General features: G+C 41.0%; 1 protein-coding gene. It reads left to right on the top strand.

What is annotated here, in order from left to right:
* Positions 1–2: 2 nt before the first annotated feature.
* On the top strand, positions 3–596 hold the full coding sequence (locus AB4496_RS24720) for a histidine phosphatase family protein (protein WP_372132451.1): 594 nt from the start codon (positions 3–5) through the stop codon (positions 594–596).
* Positions 597–878 lie beyond the last annotated feature (282 nt).

An 878-nucleotide genomic window follows, 5' to 3' on the forward strand; every position in this document is an offset into this window, starting at 1 on the left:
GCATCTATCTACTAAGACATGGCAAAGTCGAAGGCGAAGCGGCACTTAATGGTTTATCTGATGTGTTGGTTAATCCTGATCTTCAAGATCGGATATGTGGGGCGCTGATAAAACAAGATATTGCCTTTGATTGCGTGGTTACCTCACCATTAAGGCGATGCAGCGACCTCGCAAACAGATACGCACAGCGTATGTCTGTGACTTTATCTGTAGCACCAGACTTTCAGGAAATGAACTTCGGTGACGTTGATGGTGTCCCATTTGATGAGCTTGAAGACAAGTGGGGAATGCTAGAAACCTTTTGGCAAGATCCTGCTAATCATCAACTGACTGGTGCAGAAAGTTTACAGAGCTTCCACGACAGAGTAACTCAAGCTTGGTCGCAACTTTTGAATGATCCAAGTGACAATATATTGTTGGTTACCCATGGTGGTGTGATTCGCATACTGCTAGCGCATTGTCTTGATATTGATTGGAAAAATCCGAGTTTGTACTCGAAGCTATCGATAGAAAACGCGTCGATAACTCATATTCAAATCACTCAGTTCGCACAGAGTTTTATCAGTGTAAAGTCGATAGGGTTGGCTGTTCTCTGAGTGTTCAAAAAACACAGTTTAAGAGTTAACAATCTATTGGACCTGTAAATTGAAACAGAAACAGAAACAGAAATAGAAATAGAAATAGAACCAGAAATAGAAGTATAAAGCGGCGTTTACAGCCGCTATACCAGATTGGTATTACTACCTACGTGAAAGGAATTTAGTCATGACAACACCGAGTTGGGATCTAAGCATTGCTTATCGCGATCTTAATGATGCAAAAATCGAACAAGACATTGAACTCATTCAACAATGTATTGAGCTGTTGTACCTACACGT

The organism is Vibrio sp. 10N.222.46.A1, from assembly GCF_041473595.1.
Taxonomy (GTDB): domain Bacteria; phylum Pseudomonadota; class Gammaproteobacteria; order Enterobacterales; family Vibrionaceae; genus Vibrio; species Vibrio tasmaniensis_A.